Below are 20,618 nucleotides of genomic sequence, written 5' to 3' on the forward strand. Positions count from 1 at the left end.
AGAGGCGTCACCGGTCCCTTAAAACGCCTCCCCTTTAGCGGCTTTTTCCAGCAACAAGGCCGGCGGATTGAAGCGCTCACCATACTGCGCGGCCAAGTATTGGGCGCGGGCGACGAAGTCTTGCACGCCGTACTGATTGATGAATTGCAACGCACCGCCGGTCCAGGCCGCAAAACCGATGCCGAAGATCGAGCCGACGTTCGCGTCTGCCGTCGACGTCAACACGCCCTCCTCCACACAGCGAACGGTCTCGATGGCTTGCACGAACAGCAGGCGATCACGCACATCCTTTGGCGAAATCTGCCCGTCAGGCCTCTCGAATCGGCTTTTCAGCGCTGGCCACAGATGTTTCTGGCCAGCGGCCGGGTATTCGTAGAAACCGCCGCCTGCCGCTTTACCGGGCCGTTTGTATTCGTTGAGCAGCAAGTCGATCACGGCAAACGCCGGGTGCTCTGGCAAAGGTTTCCCTTCTGCTTGCAGGTCTTTAGCCGTTTGCTGGCGGATATGGCTCATGAGGCTGAGGGAAACTTCGTCAGAGATAGCCAGAGGCCCAATGGGCATGCCCGCCTTTCGCGCTTCGGTTTCGATCATCGGCGCGCTGACGCCTTCGCCGAGCATGGCGATGCCTTCGTTGGTGAAAGTGCCGAATACCCGCGAAGTAAAGAAACCGCGACTGTCGTTGACCACAATCGGGGTTTTCTTGATTTGCAGGACGAAATCAAACCCGCGAGCCAGCGTTTCGTCGCTGGTGTGGGCGCCTTTGATGATTTCCACCAACGGCATTTTTTCCACGGGACTGAAGAAGTGCAGTCCAATGAATTTGCTCTGATCCGGCACCGCAGTGGCCAGGCCGCTGATTGGCAAGGTCGAGGTATTTGAGGCAATCACCGCAGCCGGGCCGACGACTTTTTGCGCGGCCGACGAGACCTTGGCCTTGAGCTCACGGTCCTCGAATACCGCCTCGATGATCAAATCGCAACCGGCCAGGTCCGCATCGCTTTCGGTGGTGCGGATCCGCGCCAGAATCGCTTCACGCTGCTCGGCAATCATCTGGCCCCGCGCGACTTTCTTGTCCAGCAGCGCTGCCGAATGGGCCTTGCCCTTCTCTGCTGCTGCCAGGGTGATGTCCTTGAGCACCACCTCGATGCCCGCCGATGCGCTGACAAACGCGATGCCCGCGCCCATCATCCCGGCGCCGAGCACCCCGACTTTTTGCGTCAAGTAGGGGGAGAAACCCTGAGGCCGCGAGCCGCCGGCATTGATTTCGTTGAGCTGGAACCAGAACGTGCCGATCAGGTTTTTCGAGATTTGGCCGGTGGTCAATTCGGTGAAGTAACGGGTTTCAATCAGGTGCGCGGTGTCGAAATCCACCTGAGCACCTTCAACCGCCGCACAGAGGATTTTTTCCGGCGCGGGCATGCAGCCTTGGGTTTTGCTGCGCAGGATCGACGGCGCGATGGCGAGCATTTGCGCGACTTTCGGGTTCGACGGCGTACCGCCCGGGATCTGATAACCCTTCACGTCCCAGCGCTGAATTGCCGTTGCGTTGGCCAGAATCCAGGCCCGTGCCTTGCTCAGCAATTCGTCAGGATTTTTCGCCAACTCGTCAATCAAGCCGGCCTGTAACGCCTGTTGTGGTCGGACTTTTTTGCCTTCGAGCAGGTACGGCAAGGATTTCTCAATCCCCAGCATCCGCACCATGCGCACCACCCCGCCGCCCCCCGGCAACAGGCCAAGGGTGACTTCCGGCAGGCCGAGTTGAACGGCCGGATTGTCCAGCGCCACGCGGTGATGGCACGCCAGACAAATTTCCCAGCCGCCGCCCAATGCTGCGCCGTTAATCGCGGCCACCACCGGTTTGCCAAGGGTTTCCAGGGTGCGCAATTGTCCCTTAAGCGTCAGCACCATGTCGTAGAACGCTTTGGCTTCGTGTTTGCCGACCTTGATCAGTTCATTGAGGTCGCCGCCGGCGAAGAACGTCTTCTTCGCCGAAGTGATGATGACCCCGGCAATGCTGTCCTTTTCAGCGACCAGGCGGGCCACGCAGGCGGCCATGGCTTCGCGGTAGACCGCGTTCATAGTGTTGGCGCTCTGGCCCGGCAAGTCGATGGTCAGGACGACGATCTGGTCCTGACCTTTTTCGTAACGAATGGCTTCAGTCATGAACATGTTTCCTTTGATAGTCGGGGGCTCAGAGGCGTTCGATGATGGTGGCAATGCCCATGCCGCCGCCGACACACAGCGTCGCGAGGCCATAGCGCAGGCGTCGGGTTTCCAGCTCATCGAGCAGCGTGCCGAGAATCGCGCACCCCGTGGCGCCCAGCGGGTGGCCCATGGCGATGGAACCGCCGTTGACGTTGACTTTGTCCGGGTCGACGGCCATGTCCTTGATGAATTTGAGCACCACCGAGGCAAACGCTTCATTGACTTCGAACAGGTCGATGTCCTCAACCCGCAGGCCGGCCTTGGCCAGAGCTTTACGGGTGGCCGGCGCGGGGCCGGTGAGCATGATGGTAGGGTCGGTGCTGGTGACCGCCGTGGCGACGATCCGCGCCCGTGGCTGCAAGCCCAGCGCCCGCCCCTTGGCTTCGGAACCGATCAGCATCAGCGCGGCGCCATCGACAATCCCGGAACTGTTGCCCGGCGTGTGAACGTGATTGATCCGTTCGACATGGCTGTAGACGCGCAACGCCGTGGCGTCGAAGCCCATCTGCCCCATCATCTCGAAGCTCGGCTTGAGCTTGCCCAAGCCTTCCAGGGTGGAGTCGGCGCGAATGAACTCATCGTGATCGAGCAGGATGATGCCGTTCTGATCCTGCACCGGCACCAGTGACTTGTTGAACGAACCGTTCGCCCGCGCCCGCGCTGCTTTCTGTTGCGAGTGCAGCGCGTAGGCATCGACGTCCTGGCGGCTGAAACCTTCAAGGGTGGCGATCAGGTCAGCGCCCACGCCCTGCGGGGTGAAATGGCTGTGCAGATTGGTCTCCGGGTCCAGCGCCCAGGCCCCGCCGTCACTGCCCATTGGCACGCGGGACATCGACTCGACACCGCCGACCACCACCAGGTCTTCGAAACCGGAGCGCACTTTCATCGCGCCGAGGTTCACCGCCTCAAGGCCCGAAGCGCAAAAACGGTTGATCTGCACACCCGCGACGCTGACGTCCCAATCCGCCACTTGGGTCGCGGTCTTGGCGATATCGGAGCCTTGATCACCAATAGGCGTCACGCAGCCGAGCACAACATCATCGACCTGGCTGGTATCGAGCGAGGTGCGCTGTTGCAGCGCCGTCAGCAACCCGGCCACCAGATTGACCGGTTTGACGCTGTGCAGGGCGCCATCGGCCTTGCCTTTGCCGCGGGGCGTGCGTAACGCATCGAATATCAAAGCTTGGGTCATGACGTCCTCGAACCTGGGCAGTGAGTAAATACTGAGCACTCACTCTTATGCCGAGCCGCCGCGGATTCAATGACCGCAGCGCTCACAGACGTTGACGGACACGCTCAGACGGACGGTAGTGAACAATGGGATTCACCGATTCAGGACACGGAGCTGTCTAGCAAAAGGGCGCCCAAGAAGCTGGCAATAGGCCTCATGACTTTTTTATAGCTTTTTATGCAAGTCCCATACGAAATAGATCTAAACCACGGGTGACGTGGGCTCTAAGGTGAAGTGTACGAAGTTGTCGTCGGGTTTTGCCGAGGCGCTCGTCTGACAGGAAGTGCAACGCTCTGCCGTCATGGAGATATGCAGGCAGGCATCAGGAAATAACAAAAAAGGCGGTCAAGCCATGTTCAAACATTCGAAAGTACGTCAAGCCGGGCTCATTCTTTTCGCTACCACGCTGTTGTTGATTTTGCCGAATCTGACCAAGGTGATTGGCTAGTCGGTAAAAAAATACGGCGTCAGGTATTTATATCGTCATTCTAAAAATGTGACTGGCTCGCTACCCGAGCCAGCGTGGGTGTGCCAACCTTTGTGGCACTTTCACGACATGGATGGCGATCTATTGAAAACGCTCAGTCTGATCGGGGCCTTGCTGTTCAGCACGCCTCTGTTTGCCGCACAGCTGAACCTTGAGCTGGGCGCGAGCAGTCGCACCTGGCAGACCGAGGAGCTGCTCAAGCACCCGCAACTCCAGACCCTGCGCATTGCTGACGACGTTTCCTACAAACGGGAAATGAGTTATCAAGCGGTGCCGCTGGCGGCGTTGTTGACCGGCATCAAGCCAGCTGACCATCTGCAAGCCGTGGCGCTGGACGGATTCGCCGCCGAGTTGGCCGCTGCACCGTTGCTCAACACCCAGGGTGCGCAGGCTTGGTTGGCGATTGAAGACCCAGCCAAACCGTGGCCAGCGTTGTCTGAAGGCAAGCCGAGTGCCGGGCCGTTTTATCTGGTCTGGACGGATCCTCAAGCGGGCAATATCAGCCCCGAGCAATGGCCGTTCCAAGTGGCGAGCATCAAGCGTATGGCACCGGTGGCCGAACGTTTCCCTGCCCTGCTGCCGGATCCGGCCTTGAAAGCGGACAATCCAGTCAATCAAGGTTTTGCGTTGTTTCAAAAGAACTGCCTGGCGTGCCATCGACTGAACGGTGCCGGGGATGCGCAGTTCGGGCCGGATCTGAATATTCCGTATAACCCGACCGAGTATTTTGGGGCGGACTTCCTGAAGCGGTATATCCGTGATCCGCAAGGCTTGCGCCAGTGGCCGCAGGCGAAGATGCCGGGGTTTACCGCGCAGGTATTACCGGAGGGGGATCTGGACATGCTGGTGGGGTATTTGAAGCACATGGCCGGGCGCAAGGTTAAACCCTGACACCCATCCCCCCTGAGTGAGCCTGCTCGCGATAGCGGTCTTCCAGTCAGCAAATCTGTGACTGACACACCGCTATCGCGAGCAGGCTCACTCCTATAAGGGATTTGTGACGCTGCTGATTATTGTTGCTGGACAGAGATAACCGGCATCGGCGTTGGCGACACAAACACCTTTGCATGCATCTGCTCGCACCCGCCGCCCCGGCGCATCCCGCGGACCGGGCAGGCATCCAGGTAATCCAGGCCAACCGCCAGTTTCAAGTGGCGCTCCGGACGAGCCAGTTCATTGGTCACGTCAAAGCTGTACCAGGCATCATCGAGCCAGGCTTCTGCCCAGGCATGGCTGGCCAGGTGTTCGCTGTTCTCGCTGTACAGATAACCGGACACATAACGCGACGCAATGCCCAGGCTGCGCGCACAGGCGAGAAAGGCATGGGTGTGGTCCTGACAGACGCCTGAACGCCCGGCGAAGGCCTGAGCCGCGCTGGTGTCGACTTCGGTTGAGCCCGGCGTGTAGGTCATATGTTGGTTAAGGCCATGCATCAAGTCGATCAGCGCGGTGCGATCCCGACGTGTCTTGCATTCCTTTTGCGCGAACGCTCGCAACGCTTCGTCGGCTTCGGTCAGGCGGGTGAAACGCAAAAACGGCAGCGCCGACTGGCTTTCATGCTCGGCTTCGCGCAGTTCGTCGATATCGACCTGGCCACGGGCGCCGATGATGATTGCCTCGTGCGGCTCGTCCATGGTCAGCACGTGCAATATGTTGCCGAACGGATCGAGTTGCGCGCGTACCGGGCGCGGCAGGTCAAGCTGCCAGCTGAGCACGTGCTGACGCTCGCTGTCGTGGGGTGTCAGTCGCAGGTACTGGATGCTCGCCCGCACCTGATCTTCATAGTGATAGGTGGTTTCGTGGCTAATGGAAAGTCTCATGCAGCCTCCAGGTAAGAACTGTGAATGGCGTTGCCCAACTGGCGCACCAGCGGGATGAACTCGGTCAGCCAGGCGTGCAGGCCTTCGTCGAGAATTTCGTTGATGCCGGTGTAGCGCAGGCGCGCGTCTATCTCAGCGGCCAGGCGTTGTGCCGGACGACCGTTAGCCCCCGGCAGGCTGGCGAGGATCTGGTCGATTTCCTCCGTGCAGGCACGCAAGGAGCGCGGCACATCGGCCCGCAGCAACAGCAACTCAGCCACATGCCGGGCACCGGGGGCGTCGCGGTAGATCTCGGTGTACGCCTCGAACGACGACAGCGCACGAAGCAATGCGCTCCACTGATAATAGGCGTGCGCCGTACTGTCACTGACGGCTTCGGCTTGATCGCCGGCCATTTCGTAGCGAGCGTCGAGCAGGCGCAGCGTGTTGTCAGCCCTTTCGATAAATGTTCCCAGACGAATGAAGCGGAACGCATCGTTACGCATGATGGTGCCGTAGGACGCGCCCCGAAACAGGTGGGAACGTTCCTTGATCCATTCGCAAAAACGGCTCATGCCGTAGCGGCTCAAACCCTGTTCGGCAATCCCGCGAATCTCCAGCCAGGTGGCGTTGATGTTTTCCCACATGTCGGCGGTGATTCGCCCACGCACAGCATGGGCACTGGCCCGCGCCGAACCGAGGCAGCTGTAAATGCTGGCCGGATTGGCCGCGTCCAAGGCAAAGAAATGCAGTAGCCGTTCGGCATGCAGCTCGCCGTGGCGCTCCAGATAATCGTCCAGCGTGCCGGTAATCAGCAACGGCATGGCGAGTTCGTGCAGCCCGTCACCGCGGCCATCCTGTGGCATCAGCGACAGCGAATAACTGATGTCGAGCATCCGTGCGAGGTTTTCCGCTCGCTCCAGGTAACGCGACATCCAATACAAATCCGAGGCAGTTCTACTTAGCATGGCAAGCTTCCTTCAATCCTCGACCACCCAGGTGTCCTTGGTTCCGCCACCCTGGGATGAATTCACCACCAGAGAGCCTTCACGCAGGGCGACACGGGTCAAACCGCCGGGCACAACCCGGGTTTCGCGGCCAGACAATACAAACGGACGCAGGTCGATGTGGCGTGGGGCGATGCCGTTTTCGACAAAGGTTGGACAGGTCGACAGGGACAACGTCGGTTGCGCGATGTACGCGTGCGGCTTGGCTTTGATCCGCGCGCGGAACGACTCGATTTCCGCCGCCGTCGCCGCCGGCCCGACCAGCATTCCGTAACCGCCGGAGCCTTGGGTTTCCTTGACCACCAAATCGGGAAGATTGGCCAGCACGTGGGACAGTTCAGATGGGTTGCGGCACTGAAATGTCGGCACGTTTTTCAGGATCGGTTCTTCGTCGAGGTAGAAACGGATCATGTCGGTGACAAACGGATACACCGACTTGTCGTCCGCGACCCCGGTGCCGATGGCATTCGCCAGCACCACGTTGCCGGAGCGGTACGATGACAGCAGGCCCGGAACACCCAGCATCGAATCCGGATTGAACGCGAGCGGGTCGAGGAATGCATCGTCGAGGCGACGGTAGATCACATCGACGGCTTTCGGCCCGTCTGTGGTGCGCATGAACACTTTGTCATCGCGCACGAACAGGTCCGCGCCTTCCACCAGTTCAACGCCCATCTCTCGGGCCAAAAAGGCATGCTCGAAAAACGCGCTGTTGAAGCGACCCGGCGTTAACACCACCACGCTCGGATTGTCGATCGGGCTGGAACTTTTCAGGGTATCCAGGAGCAAATTCGGATAGTGATCGATGGGGGCAATGCGCTGCGCCGCGAACAGTTCGGGAAACAGCCGCATCATCATCTTGCGATCTTCGAGCATGTAGCTCACGCCGCTGGGTGTACGCAGGTTGTCTTCGAGCACGTAGTACGTGCCGTCGCCGTCGCGCACCAGATCGACGCCAGAGATGTGCGAATAGATATCCCGATGCAGATCCAGCCCTTGCATTGCCAACTGGTATTGCTCGTTGGCCAGCACTTGCTCGGCAGGAATGATGCCCGCCTTGATGATGCGCTGCTCGTGATAGAGGTCGGCAAGGAACATGTTCAATGCCTTGACCCGCTGAATGCAGCCGCGCTCGACGACCCGCCATTCACTGGCAGGGATGCTGCGAGGGATTGTATCGAAGGGAATCAGGCGCTCTGTCCCCTGCTCGTCCCCATAGAGCGTAAAAGTAATCCCGGCGCGATGAAACAACAGATCGGCCTCGCGTCGCCGTTGTGCCAAAAGCTCGTCAGGCGTTTCGGCCAGCCAACGGGCAAACTCCCGATAATGCGGGCGGACCTGACCGCCGGCATCGTACATTTCATCAAAATAGGTGCGGATCATGCCGTACTCCTTGTCACCCGGACATCTAGGCTTCGCAAGGCCCGTGCCATCGGCATAAACGCTTTTATATCAATCAGTTGGAAATCAACACCGTTAATACCGCACCAATCCTGTGCAGCAAACGCCCCAACTTGATTGCCCCCGCTTCATTACAAGGCGACGTCGTCGCCTATCACCAGCATAGTCAGAGTTGATTTCACTGCCCGCCCGCCGGTGCGGATAATCCGCGCATTCGCTGAAAAACAGTCCGAACTTCCCTTTAGCCGCCTGCTCAGGCGGTTTTTTTTGCGCCGGATTCTTGTTTCAGGATTTTGCCAGAAAGGTTTTGCCGCCCCATAAACTAAAACGGCCAACCCGAAGGTCAGCCGTTAGCGAGTGTCACTGTTCATAAGATTATGCGAGTAGCCCTCGTACCTCCTGCTTGACGCCCCATCCTTCAATGATCCCGCCCAGAGGCTCGACCACGGCCTCAAAACATTGCTCAAAATCGCCGATGTCATCGTAAGTGGCGTACATGACTTTGCTCAGTTCGAGCGCCCATGCGCCGTCGTCGCGCACACTGATTTGCGCATTCAAGGACTCACCACGGTAATGACCTGCTGCTCTGCGGGCCCGCTCCTCGTCGGGAAAAATGGCGTAGAACTCGATGGGATGGAATCTTGAAAAATCGAAACCGCCTTCTTTCATGCGGCGCAGCACCGAGCTGCTGATGTCTTCTTGATAGGCTGTGCTCATGAAACGTCCCCCTCATAGTGATGGATAGACTTTCCGTATTCCCGGCACGCGCAACCGAGTGGTGCGAGCGATGCGGCAACCTCGTTGCCGGTGGGAAGCAAGCATGTAGCTGACAAGACCAGACCTTAGCGATCCGTTCGCTGATCTCGATTGCAGAGTAGCCTCAAGAGAGAGCCGCTGCCAAGGCCTGGATGAGAATGTGACAGGAGATGTTCAGATTGGCGTGATGCCGAGGATTTGTATGCTGTTCTGAGTTTTAAGACTTTTTGCGGTCGCATCGGGAGTTCGCCCTTCCAGATCGTTCAGATCCAGTTCGGCGGCGACAGGAAGGAGTCGGGCCTTGATGAGTTTGGCAGCTTGCTCGTTGTCCGGGCACTCGTCGCACTCAAAGACTTCATCGACTGTTTCACCGTGATCATCCACGAAAGTGATCTTCCACTTTTGCATCAGTGCCTCCTCGATAAAACCCATGGATGGGCTTACAAGCATCTGGACTTTTTCGCGGGCTGTTCGTTCAACGGATTGCCACGTTCTTGCATGAAAAAACAGGCCCCGTGAGGGAGCGAGCCGGCTCCGGGCGGCGTTCCGACGAAAGCGGACTTTCAGTCAGTAAATTTGTGACTGATACACCGCTTTCGCGGGCAAGCCCGCTACTACAGGGAATGTACCGACCTTCAGGTCTGAGTCAGATCCGTACGTCAGCCCGCGGCCCGGTGATAGCCCAGATGATCAGCCCCAGCACCGGCAAGCACGCGATCAACAGCACCCAGATGACTTTCATCCCGGTGGTGGCGCCACTTTTAAACACGTTGATGATGGCCCAGATATCCAGAACGAAAATGATCAAGGCAATCAGACTGTTGAACGTAGAACCCATGGTGACGCTCCCTAAGAGTAATTTGCACTCTTAGGATAGCCGCCCAATGCCAGGGTTCCGATTTATTACTGGGTTAACGTCAGATATGGATCGCCACTTTCAAGGCTTCCAGGGATGGCGCAGCGGCGATGCCGACCTCGGAGCACAGCTCCAGCACGCGCGGCACGTCGTTGCCGTAGACCAGCACCACTTGCAGCTCGTCGTCGAGCAACTGGCTGAAGTTCATCAGCGTGTAGCCGCCGTTTTCCTTGTTCATGCTGCCCATTTGCACCTGAATGCGGTTGAGCGCGGTCAGGGCTTCGGTTTTGGCCAGTTGCTTGGGTTTGATATTGAAATCAACTCCAGGACCGAACGAAGCGACGATCTGGGCGAACAGGTCCACGTAAGTGTCGGCCTGGAACAGCACCGTCTCCGGCAGACTGCCGACAACCACCCATTCGCCCAAGGGGATCGGAAACGTATCGTCGTAGTTGATATCCGGGTTGACCTTCAGAAAAGCTTCAGGATCAGCGTAAGCCTGAGCCGCTTCGTCAGCGACCTTCAGGATTTCGTCATCGCTCATGCACCCGGAGCTGATTTTGCTGATGAGTTCGACGAGTGCGGCTTTCATGAGGTGGATCCTGTAGCGAATGAATTTTGAGGGCGAGAAGGATAGCGCATTCGCAGGAAGTTACCGAGCAGGCTTAGACCTGTGGTGAGGGGTTGCCTGTTGTTTGGGAGCTACCTGTGGCGAGGGAGCAAGCTCCCTCGCCACAGAATCTCCTGAATACAAAAATCCCTGCCAGGCGGATCAGCCGAGCAGTTTTTCCAGCTGGGCGATGGTGTCGGTGGCGCCGAGGGTTTTCGCGGCATCGAGTGCCGAGACGCCGTTGGCGTCCTTGGCTTTCGGATCTGCGTCTTTGCTGATCAGGTAGTCGACGATTTCGACACGGTTGAACATCGCCGCCATCATCAGCGCGGTACGGCCATCAAACGATGAACCTTCCACTTGCGCGCCGCCCTCTACCAAGGCCTTGACCACCGCCAGGTCGCCCTTGAATGCGGCACCGGCGATCGGGCTTTGGCCGTTGTCGTTGCGGATTTCCGGATCGGCCTTGTGTTCGAGCAGGACTTTCACGGTATCCACGTGGCCATGGTAAGCGGCCAGCATCAGCAAGGTGTCGCCCTTGTGGTTACGCAGGTTGGGCGGCAGGCCTTTGGTCAGCAGCGCAGCCATCATGGCCGCATCGCCCTCGCGCGCCTTGTTGAAGACCTGTTCGGCAAATTCAGCGGCTTCTTCGGGGGTCATCTGGCGGCTTTGGTCTGACATCGGGGGCTCCCTGTTCGGTTATTCGCAAAGCCGACAGTTTCCCGAGCGGCCCCCACGCTGTCACTTGTTTTTTCTCAAGGGCCACCATAGGCACATTCAATAGCGGTACTTGCCGCCGTGAATATCCGCCAGCACCTGCTCGGTGACCTGCACGTAGGTCTGGGTACCGGGCAGCCAGGCGTAGATCGGATCGTCGCCGGTTTTGCCGGGGTCGAAGGCTTCGTCCTTGAGCCGGGTCTTCTGGTATTTGAAGGTACCGGTGGTTTCCATTTTCACTTTCACCCGCAAAAACAGCGGCACCGCATAGGCCGGCATTTGCTGGCGAGCAAAATCCAGTAACTCGCTGAAATCCAGGGTAGCCAGGGATTCGGCGGGGGTAATCGCGGCCATGCCGGCACGCCCGTTGGTGTTTTGGACTTCGACGCCATACGCCACGGCTTCTGCGATGTGCGGATGTTGCAGGAGGATGTTTTCCACTTCCGTGGTCGAGACGTTTTCGCCCTTCCAGCGGTAGGTGTCGCCCAAACGGTCGACGAATTGCGCATGGCCGAAACCAATGTTGCGCAGCAGGTCTCCGGTGTTGAAGTAACGATCACCCTTCTTGAACACGTCATGCAGCACGACTTTTTCGGTCTTTTGCGGATCGGTGTAACCGTCCAGCGGCGCCTTGTCGTCGATTCTCGCCAGCAACAAGCCCTGTGCGCCTTTGGCCACCTTTTTCATGAAACCCTTGGCGTTGCGAATCGGCTGGCCGCTGTCGTGGTCGTAGGCCACCAATTCCCAGGCCATCAGCGAGAATCCAATGGTGTGGTCAAAATTGAGAATGTTGGTGAAGCCGATATTGCCGTCGCTGGCCGCATACAGTTCACAGATATGGTTGACGCCGAAACGGGTCTTGAAGGCGTTCCACGCGCCGGGCCGCAAACCGTTGCCGATCATCTTTGTCACGCCGTGTTGGCTATCTTCGGCGCTGGGTGGTTGATCCACCAGATAGCGACACAGTTCGCCGACGTAGCCGAGAGTGGTCACGTGGTATTTGCGTACGTCTTTCCAGAACTGGCTGGCGCTGAATTTGCGGCGGATGGCAAACCCCGAGGCGCCGCTGATGGCCGAGCCCCAGCACACGCAGAGCCCGGTGGCGTGATACAGCGGCAAGGTGCAATAGACGATGTCGTGGGGCTGCATGTCCAGGGCGATCAGGCCGAAACTGGCGGAACTGCGCATCCAGCGCCCGTGCTTGAAGACGCCGGCCTTGGGCAAACCTGTGGTGCCCGAGGTGTAGATATAGAAACAAGGATCGTCGAAAAAAACCTGCTGGCTGCTGGCTGGATTGTCGTCGAGCGCGTCGACACTGGCCGTCATCAGGTTGACGAAGCCGTCGGGCGCAATGCCCGGATGGTTGTAGGTGGCTTGATCGGCGACGCACCAGGTTCGCGCCGGGGCGATGAACACCCGTTCGCGGACTTGCGAAAACGCCGGGACCAATTCGCCGCCGACAATGATCGCTACCGGGGCCACCAGGTTCAGGCTGTGCGCGAGGGTATCGCGAGTCTGCGAGGTGTTGAGCAACGCGCTGATCGCGCCGACCTTGGCCACCGCCAGGATTGTCACCAGCAGTTCCGGGCGGTTCTCGATGAAGACCGCGACCACGTCGCCCTTGCCGATGCCTTGGGCAATCAGATGATGAGCGATGCGGTTGGCCCATCGATTGACCTGTGTATATGTCAGCGCCACGTCGTCCTGCAGTAACGCGGGGCCATCGGGATTGCGCAACGTCGCCTGTTCGAAACACCAGCCCAGGCCACACGGTTGGGTCGGATCCTTGACGTTGGCAACTTTCAGGCCCTTCACCACGCGGGGAATGGCTCTGGCGATCGTCGGTAGTTTGCGGAGCATCATGCCCCAGGTAATCGTGTCGTTCGGCCTGCGTTTCATGCGTGCTCCCGCTGGTTTTTTTATTGTCGGGCGGCGTTCTTTGAGCTCGAAAATACGTCAGCGGTTCTTGGGCTGTACACGCGGTTTTTGCAATGTTTTGTATCCGCATCCCGGACAGACGAACGATGAACCCCGACCTGCCGATTGGTTCCATCTAACCAGCAACGATCTTTCAAAATGCAGGATGCACGATGGCCATTCATGCAGAATGCACGAAAGCATAAATCCTGTAAAAACATAAACTATTGATTTATAAGGTTTTTAACAATATCGGATACTGGCACAATCGCTGCAACTACCTCTCCATGCTTGCCAATCATGTGCATACGGAGCTGATAGACATGAACCTGATCCAAGAAAAATTTTCTTCCCTGTTCTCCAACTTCGAAGTGACCACTCAAGCGCGTCCTGACGGCGGGATTCTGCTGACCCTGCGCAGCACCGAAGGCCGGGTGTTCAAGCGTTCGATTTCCTATCAGCAATTGCATGCTGGCGATCAGTTGTCGTGGGTGATCAGTGCGATTCGTCGTGACCTTGCGGAACAGGCCAGTGAACTGCCGCAGATCTCCATGTTGCAAAGCCAGCAACGGTTTGCTTTGCCGACTTATCACACGGCGTAAATCGTCCAGTGCTTAAACAAACAGGCCGTGAGGGCTTTCGCTTCACGGCCTGAATGGTTTCTGGCATTGCACAATCCATGTAGGGGCGAGCTTCCTCGCTCCTATAGAGTTATGTGCCTTGATCTTAAAAAGTTGAAAGATAGATCCGCGCAAAACTGTCGACGGTCACATGCCCTGCCAACTCCCCACCTTCTCGCGCCAGTTCAGTCCTCAAGACGCGGGAAGCGGCTCGCGATGTCTTCGCCGGTGAAGTTGGCCACCCAGCCTTCAGGATTATTGAACAGACGGATCGCCACAAAATGGGGATGTTCGCCCATGTCAAACCAATGCGGCGTACCGGCCGGCACCGAGATCAGGTCGTTCTTTTCGCAGAGCACCGCGTAGACGTAATCGTCGATGTGCAAGGTAAACAAGCCACGGCCAGCAACGAAAAATCTGACGAGGTCTTCGCCATGACGGTGTTCGTCGAGGAACTCGGCGCGCAGTTCGGCTTTTTGCGGGTGATCACTGTTCACGCTGATAACGTCGACGGTGAGGTAACCGCGTTCGGTCATCAGTTTGTCGATTTGTTCCTGATACGCGGCGATCACTTCTTCCTGACTGGCGCCGGGCTGGATTTTCGCCGCCGCTTGCCAGCGGTCGAAACGCACGCCCTGCTCGGCCAGGGTCGAGGCGATGTCTTCGAAATGGGTCAGCACCTTGTTCGGCAGGTCAGGGCTTGAGACGTGGTAAACGGACAGGCTGCTCATCAGGGCAACTCCTTAACGGTTCATGCTTTACGGTTAAAGAGCGCGCGCGTCTTCAACTCGCACTCGAAAAAATTCAATGGCCTCGATCTGCCCTGGACGAGGTGTCCTCGGGTAAGGCTCATGGCCTGTCCTCTTGCAGTCGTGTGGCAATGATAACGGCTGCCGCCAGGGATGCGACGCTTGCAATACTAAAGGTCAATGGGGCGCCGAGGGCAGTCCAGCTGTAACCGGAGTACAACGCGCCCAAAGCGCCGCCGGTGCCGGCCAGTGCCGCGTATAACGCCTGGCCCTGCCCCTGCTGACGGGCGCCAAAGCTAAGTTGCACAAACTGAATGGCAGCCGCGTGAAAGCTGCCAAAGGTGGCCGCATGCAGCACTTGGGCGAACAGCAACACCCAAAGAAACTCGGCAAACGAACCGAGCAGTACCCAGCGCAAGGCGGCCAGCAGGAAACTCGCCAACAGCACCCGGCGCACCGAGAACCGCGCGAGGATTCGGGTCATGGCCAGAAACATCAACACTTCGGCGACCACGCCGACCGCCCAGAGCATGCCGATCACGCCTCGGCTATAGCCGAGACGTTCCAGGTGCAAAGTCAAAAACGTGTAATAAGGCCCGTGGCTCATTTGCATCAACGCCACGCAGCCATAAAACGCCAGGACGCCGGGGCTGCGCAATTGCTTGAGAAAACCGTCACCCGCCAGCCGCTCACCCTGAGCCGGTTGGGCATTGGGCACCCACAGGCTGCTGACGACGATACCGGCCATGATCAACACCAATGCCACCGGATAGATGTCGAGGCTCAGCCATTCGAACAATCGGCCAAGCAAAACCACGGTGATGATGAAACCGATGGAACCCCACAAGCGGATCTGGCTGTAGCGCGAGGTCTGCCCTTTCAGGTGCGCCAGGGTGATCACTTCGAACTGCGGCAATACCGCGTGCCAGAAGAACGCGTGCAGCGCCATGACCATTGCCAGCCAGGCGTAGGTCTTGCTGACGAAAATCAGCGAAAACGTCAATAACGTACACACCGCACCGAAGCGCACGATGGCCAGCCGTCGGCCGGTGTAGTCACCCAACCAGCCCCAGATGTTCGGCGCGACGCAGCGCATCAGCATCGGGATCGCCACCAGTTCGCCGATCCGCGCGCTGGAAAAGCCCAGGTGATCGAAGTACAGCGCCAGAAACGGCGCCGTCGAACCGAGCAAGGCGAAATAGAACAGATAGAAACTGGAGAGCCGCCAGTACGGGAGCGCCGCTGCCGTCATCAGACTGCAGCGGCTGTCAGGTCAGCCATTAAAGCTGACCCAGCACCGGGGTGCTCACGCGCACATCGGCGTTCTGCCCACGGTGACGCAAAAGGTGATCCATCAGCACGATGGCCATCATCGCTTCAGCGATTGGCGTGGCACGAATGCCGACGCACGGGTCGTGACGGCCTTTGGTGATGACTTCCACCGGGTTGCCATTGATGTCGATGGAGCGCCCCGGCGTGGTGATGCTCGACGTCGGCTTCAGCGCCAGGTGCGCGACGATCGGCTGACCGGACGAAATGCCGCCCAGAATGCCGCCGGAATTGTTGCTGAGGAAACCTTCCGGAGTCATTTCGTCGCGATGTTCGGTGCCGCGCTGGGCGACGCTGGCGAAACCGGCGCCGATTTCCACGCCTTTCACTGCGTTGATGCTCATCAGCGCATGGGCCAGTTCGGCGTCGAGGCGGTCGAAAATCGGCTCGCCCAGGCCTGGCATCACACCCTCAGCCACCACGGTGATTTTCGCACCGACTGAATCCTGATCGCGACGCAGCTGGTCCATATAGGCTTCCAGCTCCGGGACTTTGTCCGGGTCAGGGCTGAAGAAGGCGTTTTCTTCCACCGAATCCCAGGTCTTGAACGGGATCTCAATCGGGCCGAGCTGGCTCATGTAGCCGCGAATGACGATGCCTTGCGTCGCCAGGTACTTTTTCGCAATCGCCCCGGCGGCCACGCGCATGGCGGTTTCCCGGGCCGAGCTGCGACCGCCGCCACGGTAATCACGCTCACCGTATTTATGATGGTAGGTGTAGTCGGCATGGGCGGGACGGAACAGATCCTTGATCGCCGAGTAGTCCTTGGACTTCTGGTCGGTGTTGCGGATCAGCAGGCCAATGGAGCAACCGGTGGTGCGACCTTCGAACACGCCGGAAAGGATTTCGACTTCGTCGGCTTCCTGGCGTTGCGTGGTGTGGCGGCTGGTGCCGGGCTTGCGGCGGTCCAGATCACGCTGCAGATCGTCCAGGGAAATCTCCAGCCCCGGCGGGCAGCCGTCGACAATGGCGACCAACGCCGGGCCATGGCTTTCGCCCGCGGTGGTGACAGTGAACAGCTTGCCGTAGGTATTGCCGGACATGCAGGACGCTCCGTGAAATAGAACCTGAATACGTAATGCGCGCCAGTATACGCAGGCTACCCGAGTAGTTCATCCTCGAACCTTATGGGTGCCGGTGAGTCCAAACGGCATCTTTGTGAATGATGGCGTGATGATGCTGCGAGTTTTAGCCTTGAGCCTGACCCTGTTTACCGGCTTTGTGCAGGCCACCGTCCTGCAACGACCCGTCACCCTGGATACCGGCACCGGTGAGCTTTTCGGCTCGCTGTTGCTGCCCAAGTCCGACAATCCTGTGCCGGTTGTCCTGATCATTTCCGGCTCAGGTCCTACGGATCGGGACGGCAATAACACCGACGGCGGACGCAACGACAGCCTCAAACGGCTGGCCTGGGTGCTGGCCAAGCACAACATCGCCAGCGTGCGTTACGATAAACGCGGGGTCGCGGCGAGTCTTGCCGCCACGCCGGACGAACGAAATCTGTCGGTTGAAGCCTATGTGGCTGATGCGCAAGCCTGGGGCAAGAAGCTGAAAAGTGATCCGCGTTTCGGCCCGCTGATTCTGCTCGGTCACAGCGAAGGTGCCTTGATTGCTACCCTGGCGGCGCCGAGTGTGGATGCTGCGGCGGTCATCTCCCTGTCCGGCAGCGCTCGCCCGGTCGATCAGGTGTTGCGCCAACAATTGAGCAATCAACTGCCTCCGGCGCTGATGCAACGCAGTAATGAGCTGCTCGACACCCTCAAGACCGGCCACACCGACGACAACGTGCCACCGCCATTGCAGGGGATATTCCGCCCGAGTGTGCAGCCGTACCTGATTTCGCTGTTCCGCCAGGATCCGGCAGCGGCATTTGCCCGATTGAAGATGCCGGCGCTGATCATTCAGGGCAGCAACGACATTCAGGTCGGTGTCGGTGACGCCAGGCTGCTGAAGGCCGCCAAACCCGACGCCGAACTAGCGCTGATCGAAGGCATGAATCACGTCATGCGCATCGTGCCCAACGATGTAAAACGCCAATTGGCCTCTTATAAAGATCCACAATTGCCGCTGGCTGCCGAACTTGGCACACGAATCCTCGGGTTTATTGACGGACTTCGCACCCGTTAAGTGCTGCCGGGGGCGTTCTCAACCAGCTTTCACGCGTGAAAACTGGTTGAGAACGCCCCCAGGCCCTCCAGTCCTGTCAAAAACGGCCGATAAGCCTTTGTCGCCAGCGCACTGGCTGGTGGCAGGGCTTGGACAGGATCTCGCCGTTATGACTGATACCCAGACTTCACCCGACACCACCGCTGAACAAGACGCACCTCCAGCGGTTGAGCTGCCGTGGGCGGACGTCCACGTCGAGCACCACAAGATGCTTCGTCTGGCGCCGCTGAAAACCGACCGCAACACCGGCGGGCGGCCCCTGCGCTTTGTCGAATTCGGCTATGCCGAACGCCACAGCACGGATCAAAGCCTGATGCGCATGAGCATCACCCTGCCCGCTCAGCGTGTGCGCAAAGAACAGAATCATCTGGACGTGTGGGTCGACCACACCACCAAAAGCGTGCATTTCGGGCCCGACAGTGGCCTGCAGATTGAACCGATGAACCGTGGCATCGGCCGCTACATGGCCGCTCAAGGGATCACCTGGGCGAAGAAACGCTGGTCTGGTTACACCGTCGACGGCATGGACCTGAACAACAAAGATGCGCTGAACGAAGACACCCGCCTACGCCGCGATCACTTTCTCGGGGCCCATGGTTTTGAGGTGGTGTATGCCGATGCCCAGCATTTGAAGGGCCGCGTCGAAGCCGTACGGATCGGCGACCTGTCGGGCGACTGGAACACCGAAAAGCTGCAACTGGTGGAAATCCTCGAAGCCGCGCAGATGCTTCAGCAGGCCGAACAGAACCTGGCCGAGCAGGAAGTGAAGCTGCAGACGCACGAAGAAAAAGTCAGCAAATACAGGCAAGAAGACGCCGGGCTGCGCTTTACCATTACGTGCCTGGTGGCGTTTGCGGTGTTTCAGGCGGGGTTGTTGATCTGGATTGCTACGCATCGCTAACTGATCGTTCCCACGCTCTGCGTGGGAACGATCATTGCGGAGTCAGACGCGGGAAGCGAACAGGGCCTGATGATCGCGGCACTGCTCAGCCGTCAACATGAACACCCCATGCCCGCCACGCTCGAAATCGAGCCAGGCGAAATCGACTTCCGGGTACAACGCCTCGACGTGAACCTGGCTGTTGCCCACTTCGACAATCAGCAAGCCCTTCTCGGTCAGATGATCAGCGGCTTCAGCGAGCATGCGACGCACCAGGTTCAAACCATCATCACCACAGGCCAGCCCCAGCTCCGGCTCGTGCTGATACTCGTCCGGCATATCGGCGAAATCTTCCGCATCGACGTAGGGCGGGTTCGACACGATCAGGTCGAAACGTTGACCCGGCAAGCCATCAAACCCATCGCCCTGAACGGTGTACACCCGCTCATCGACACCGTGACGCTCAATGTTCTGATTGGCCACTTCCAGCGCTTCGAACGACAGGTCGGCCAGTACCACTTCGGCGTTCTGGAATTCATAGGCACAGGCGATGCCGATGCAACCGGAACCGGTGCAGAGGTCGAGAATGCGTGCCGGCTCTGCACCCAACCAAGGCTCGAAACGTTTTTCGATCAGCTCGCCAATCGGTGAACGCGGGATCAGCACACGCTCGTCGACGATGAACGACATGCCACAAAACCACGCTTCACCCAGTAAGTAGGCAGTCGGAATACGTTCTTCGATGCGACGCTTGAGCAAACGCTGCAAATTGACCAGCTCATCTTCTTCCAACGCGCAGTCAAGGTAGCTGTCAGCTATTTCCCACGGTAAGTGCAAGGCGCCCAACACCAGTTGACGGGCTTCATCCCAGGCGTTGTCAGTCCCATGGCCGAAAAACAGATCCTCCCCATGGAAGCGGCTGACGGCCCAACGAATATGGTCACGCAGGGTACGAAGTCGGGAAGTGATCACGGCGGCAAACTCCAGAAAAAACGACTGGCGATTCTAACAGCCAAAACGCGCCCCGACGACGCAGGAAAAACACCGGACCAGATGTAGGACCCTTCCCTTTTTACCGCTGGCTATTGAACAAAACGAGCAAACTGACAAGGCTGCAAGCCAGTAAAGACGACATCTACAATAGTAGCGATTCACAGAAACGCTCAGCCAGAGGACAATGGCGCAAAAGCCCCACTCCAAGGAGCCCCAGAATGTCCGTTCCAAAAACGATGTTTCAACTCAGCGGCCGCGGTTACGCAGCAGCCAATCTGAGCCATGCGACCCTTGTCATCATCGATGCACAGAAGGAGTACCTCAGCGGTCCGCTGGCCCTGAGCGGCATGGACGCTGCCGTCGCGAACATCAAGCAATTGCTGGCGGCTGCCCGCGCGGCCGGCCGCACCATCGTGCATGTACGCCACCTCGGCACGGTCGGCGGGCTGTTCGACCCACAAGGCGAGCGCGGTGAGTTCATCCCTGGCCTTGAGCCACTGGCCAACGAAACCATCATCGGCAAATTGCTGCCAAGTGCATTCCACGGCACTGAACTGGCAAAGCGCCTGGAGGACCTCGGCGCCCTTGACCTGATCGTCTGCGGCTTCATGAGTCACTCCAGTGTCAGCACCACGGTGCGCGCTGCGAAGAATCTGGGTTTCCGTTGCACGCTGGTGGAAGACGCCTGTGCCACGCGCGATTTACCTTACAAGGGCGGCGTGTTGAGCGCCGAACACGTTCAACAGACCGAAATGGCGATCATGGCGGACAACTTCGCCACGCTCGCGCTCACTCACGATCTGATTTGATCGGCCCTTGATGAGCGGCCAATACTGCCGCTCATCCGCAAAAGTCACCCATTTGCCGCAATTGTCTTAGCCTCAGGAACATCCCG

19 protein-coding genes and 2 pseudogenes are annotated in these 20,618 nt (G+C 58.7%); 5 read left to right on the forward strand and 16 right to left on the reverse strand.

The genetic code is table 11. The features are described 5' to 3' along the window. Positions 1-18: 18 nt before the first annotated feature. Together ACA048_RS20120 and ACA048_RS20125 are read right to left on the reverse strand one after the other, a co-directional pair. Positions 19-2,163 (reverse strand): 3-hydroxyacyl-CoA dehydrogenase NAD-binding domain-containing protein, encoded by a 2,145-nt coding sequence (locus ACA048_RS20120; protein ID WP_497625973.1) that lies wholly within the window; start codon positions 2,161-2,163, stop codon positions 19-21. Positions 2,164-2,191: 28 nt separating this feature from the next. Next, positions 2,192-3,397, reverse strand: coding sequence for an acetyl-CoA C-acetyltransferase (locus tag ACA048_RS20125; protein WP_497625974.1), 1,206 nt, complete (start codon positions 3,395-3,397; stop codon positions 2,192-2,194). Between the two features lie 595 nt (positions 3,398-3,992). Here ACA048_RS20125 and ACA048_RS20130 point away from each other — a divergent pair. After that, positions 3,993-4,814, forward strand: coding sequence for a c-type cytochrome (locus ACA048_RS20130; RefSeq protein ID WP_497625975.1), 822 nt, complete (start codon positions 3,993-3,995; stop codon positions 4,812-4,814). A gap of 119 nt (positions 4,815-4,933) precedes the next feature. Here ACA048_RS20130 and ACA048_RS20135 read toward each other — a convergent pair whose 3' ends face one another. The 9 genes from ACA048_RS20135 to ACA048_RS20175 form a co-directional block, all read right to left on the reverse strand. Beyond that, positions 4,934-5,743, reverse strand: a complete 810-nt coding sequence (locus ACA048_RS20135) for a transglutaminase family protein (RefSeq protein WP_497625976.1) — start codon at positions 5,741-5,743, stop codon at positions 4,934-4,936. After that, positions 5,740-6,690, reverse strand: coding sequence for an alpha-E domain-containing protein (locus tag ACA048_RS20140; RefSeq protein ID WP_497625977.1), 951 nt, complete (start codon positions 6,688-6,690; stop codon positions 5,740-5,742). The genes ACA048_RS20135 and ACA048_RS20140 overlap by 4 nt, the downstream gene beginning before the upstream one ends. A 12-nt stretch (positions 6,691-6,702) precedes the next feature. After that, on the reverse strand, positions 6,703-8,112 hold the full coding sequence (locus ACA048_RS20145) for a circularly permuted type 2 ATP-grasp protein (RefSeq protein ID WP_027922514.1): 1,410 nt from the start codon (positions 8,110-8,112) through the stop codon (positions 6,703-6,705). A 393-nt stretch (positions 8,113-8,505) separates the two neighbouring features. Continuing rightward, a complete protein-coding gene (locus tag ACA048_RS20150; RefSeq protein ID WP_223518717.1) occupies positions 8,506-8,847 on the reverse strand; it encodes a ribonuclease E inhibitor RraB in 342 nt (113 codons plus the stop codon). A gap of 213 nt (positions 8,848-9,060) precedes the next feature. Further along, positions 9,061-9,294 carry a hypothetical protein gene (locus ACA048_RS20155; protein WP_497625978.1) on the reverse strand — a complete coding sequence of 78 codons (234 nt, stop codon included), beginning with the start codon at positions 9,292-9,294 and terminating at the stop codon, positions 9,061-9,063. A gap of 238 nt (positions 9,295-9,532) precedes the next feature. Further along, positions 9,533-9,724 (reverse strand): PLDc N-terminal domain-containing protein, encoded by a 192-nt coding sequence (locus ACA048_RS20160; protein ID WP_497625979.1) that lies wholly within the window; start codon positions 9,722-9,724, stop codon positions 9,533-9,535. A gap of 79 nt (positions 9,725-9,803) precedes the next feature. After that, positions 9,804-10,334 (reverse strand): hypothetical protein, encoded by a 531-nt coding sequence (locus tag ACA048_RS20165; RefSeq protein WP_497625980.1) that lies wholly within the window; start codon positions 10,332-10,334, stop codon positions 9,804-9,806. Positions 10,335-10,514: 180 nt separating this feature from the next. Next, the gene (locus tag ACA048_RS20170) at positions 10,515-11,033 is read right to left on the reverse strand and encodes an ankyrin repeat domain-containing protein (RefSeq protein ID WP_497625981.1); all 519 of its coding nucleotides are present in this window, start codon (positions 11,031-11,033) and stop codon (positions 10,515-10,517) included. Positions 11,034-11,129: 96 nt separating this feature from the next. Further along, entirely contained in the window at positions 11,130-12,968 is a 1,839-nt protein-coding gene (locus tag ACA048_RS20175) for a long-chain-acyl-CoA synthetase (protein ID WP_497625982.1), read from the reverse strand. A 341-nt stretch (positions 12,969-13,309) separates the two neighbouring features. Here ACA048_RS20175 and ACA048_RS20180 point away from each other — a divergent pair, with 341 nt between their 5' ends. After that, the gene (locus ACA048_RS20180; RefSeq protein ID WP_223518706.1) at positions 13,310-13,588 is read left to right on the forward strand and encodes a DUF3509 domain-containing protein; all 279 of its coding nucleotides are present in this window, start codon (positions 13,310-13,312) and stop codon (positions 13,586-13,588) included. Positions 13,589-13,712: 124 nt separating this feature from the next. Here the strand turns inward: ACA048_RS20180 and ACA048_RS20185 are convergent. The 4 genes and pseudogenes from ACA048_RS20185 to aroC all read right to left on the reverse strand — a co-directional run. Continuing rightward, positions 13,713-13,790, reverse strand: a pseudogene (locus ACA048_RS20185) (acireductone synthase); the annotation flags it as partial. Position 13,791: 1 nt separating this feature from the next. Continuing rightward, a complete protein-coding gene (locus ACA048_RS20190) occupies positions 13,792-14,337 on the reverse strand; it encodes a 1,2-dihydroxy-3-keto-5-methylthiopentene dioxygenase (protein ID WP_497625983.1) in 546 nt (181 codons plus the stop codon). 118 nt (positions 14,338-14,455) lie between these two features. Further along, the gene (locus ACA048_RS20195; RefSeq protein ID WP_497625984.1) at positions 14,456-15,607 is read right to left on the reverse strand and encodes an MFS transporter; all 1,152 of its coding nucleotides are present in this window, start codon (positions 15,605-15,607) and stop codon (positions 14,456-14,458) included. Positions 15,608-15,635: 28 nt separating this feature from the next. Next, complete coding sequence (gene aroC / locus ACA048_RS20200) at positions 15,636-16,727, reverse strand: chorismate synthase (RefSeq protein WP_497625985.1); 1,092 nt, start codon at positions 16,725-16,727, stop codon at positions 15,636-15,638. An 84-nt stretch (positions 16,728-16,811) separates the two neighbouring features. Here aroC and ACA048_RS20205 point away from each other — a divergent pair. Together ACA048_RS20205 and ACA048_RS20210 are read left to right on the forward strand one after the other, a co-directional pair. Beyond that, positions 16,812-17,811: pseudogene (locus ACA048_RS20205) on the forward strand (alpha/beta hydrolase). A 148-nt stretch (positions 17,812-17,959) separates the two neighbouring features. Next, on the forward strand, positions 17,960-18,751 hold the full coding sequence (locus ACA048_RS20210; RefSeq protein ID WP_497625986.1) for a hypothetical protein: 792 nt from the start codon (positions 17,960-17,962) through the stop codon (positions 18,749-18,751). A gap of 42 nt (positions 18,752-18,793) precedes the next feature. Here the strand turns inward: ACA048_RS20210 and prmB are convergent, their stop codons facing one another. Then, on the reverse strand, positions 18,794-19,702 hold the full coding sequence (gene prmB, locus ACA048_RS20215) for a 50S ribosomal protein L3 N(5)-glutamine methyltransferase (RefSeq protein ID WP_497625987.1): 909 nt from the start codon (positions 19,700-19,702) through the stop codon (positions 18,794-18,796). A 239-nt stretch (positions 19,703-19,941) separates the two neighbouring features. Between prmB and ACA048_RS20220 the strand changes: the two genes are divergently transcribed. Next, positions 19,942-20,532, forward strand: coding sequence for a cysteine hydrolase family protein (locus ACA048_RS20220; protein ID WP_497625988.1), 591 nt, complete (start codon positions 19,942-19,944; stop codon positions 20,530-20,532). Positions 20,533-20,618: the final 86 nt, after the last annotated feature.

The sequence above is a fragment of the Pseudomonas sp. LBUM1659 genome (genome assembly GCF_059716045.1).